Source organism: Bradyrhizobium niftali (assembly GCF_004571025.1).
GTDB classification, from domain to species: domain Bacteria; phylum Pseudomonadota; class Alphaproteobacteria; order Rhizobiales; family Xanthobacteraceae; genus Bradyrhizobium; species Bradyrhizobium niftali.
In genome coordinates this window covers 1-1,541 of the sequence record NZ_SPQT01000111.1, presented here as the reverse complement: position 1 = coordinate 1,541, position 1,541 = coordinate 1, and the positions used below count along the sequence as shown (strand labels likewise).

1 protein-coding gene is annotated in these 1,541 nt (G+C 61.2%); it reads left to right on the top strand.

From position 1 onward, the window contains the following. The first annotated feature begins 173 nt into the window (after window positions 1-173). Window positions 174-1,508 (top strand): IS5 family transposase, encoded by a 1,335-nt coding sequence (locus E4K65_RS46615; protein WP_135179751.1) that lies wholly within the window; start codon window positions 174-176, stop codon window positions 1,506-1,508. The last annotated feature ends 33 nt before the right edge of the window (window positions 1,509-1,541 follow it).

Below are 1,541 nucleotides of genomic sequence, written 5' to 3'. Positions count from 1 at the left end.
GTCGCCCGTGAAGAATTCGGAAGCGATTGATCTGTCGCTGTGATTTGTCGTGAGCAAGTATTCGATTGTGCAAGAAAGCCGTGGGTAGGTGTTGGTTTTCTTGCGTTTCAAGATTCCGGATTTGGCGACTTCGTGATTCCTTTGACGGCGAGATTCGCTGTTGGGGAGAACCCATGAGCCATCCGCGCGACGATCGTCAGGACGATCTGTTTCGTCCATCTCTGGAGAAGATCATCAACCTTCGCCATCCGTTGGTGCGTCTGGCGGCGGAGATCGATTGGGACTTCCTGGCGGGACGTTTCAGTTCGGTCTGTCGCCTCGGGCCGGGGCAGCCACCGTTGCCGACACGATTGGTAGCCGGACTGTTCATCCTCAAGCACATGCACAATCTCTCTGACGAGACGCTGTGCGACAGGTGGGTCGAGAACCCGTATTTTCAGTATTTCTGCGGCGAGGTGGTGTTCCGGCACGACCTGCCGTTCGATCGCTCGTCGCTGACCCGCTGGCGCCAGCGGCTGGGTGAGGAGCAGATCGCCGCGCTATTGCAAGAAAGCCTCTCGGTGGCGCATCGAACTGGGGCGATCGAGACCAAAGATCTCGAGCGGGTCGTTGTGGACACCACCGTCCAGGAGAAGGCGATCGCGCATCCGAGCGATGCGCGGCTTATGCACCGGGCGATCGAGAAGCTGGTCGATTTGGCCAAACGCGAGAGCGTCGAACTGCGCCAGAGCTATCTGCGCGTGGCCAAGCGCGCCGCCATCATGGTGGGGCGGTACACACATGCCCACCAGTTCAAGCGTGCCCGACGAGAGCTCAAATTCCTGCGCACCCGGCTTGGCCGCATCATCCGTGACGTCAGACGCAAGATCGAGGGCGACCCTGCGCTTGAGGATCGCTTTGGTCCGCTGCTCGATCTCGCCCACCGGGTTCGCCATCAAGAGCAGCGTCAGCGCGGTCCCAAGGTCTACTCGTTGCACGCCCCCGAGGTGGAGTGCATCGGCAAAGGCAAGGCCCGGGCACCTTACGAGTTTGGTTGCAAAGTCTCGATTGCCACGCCTGCCACCGCGCCCAAAGGCGGGCAGTTTGTGCTGCATGCCAAGGCCCTGCACGGCAATCCCTATGACGGCCACACGCTCGGTCCCGTCATCGCCGACCTCGAAAAGTTCACAGGTGTTGCAGCGCGCCGCATCCACGGCGACAAGGGCTACCGCGGCCACAACTATCCCGACCGGTTCAAGGTCTGGATCAGCGGCCAGGTTCGCCGTGTCACCAAAGCGATCCGCCGCGAGATGCGGCGTCGCGCCGCCGTCGAGCCTGTGATCGGCCATCTCAAGGACGACCACCGGATGCGCCGTAACCATCTCAAGGGCCGCGACGGCGACCGCATCAACGCCGTGCTTGCCGCCGCTGGCTACAACTTCAGCCTGCTTCGCCGCTGGCTCGCGGAACTTTTACGCGGCCTGTTATGGATACTCTGTCGCCACCTATCGCAACCACACCTTGCCTAAAACGGTGCTCAGAGACGTTCTTCACAAACGACT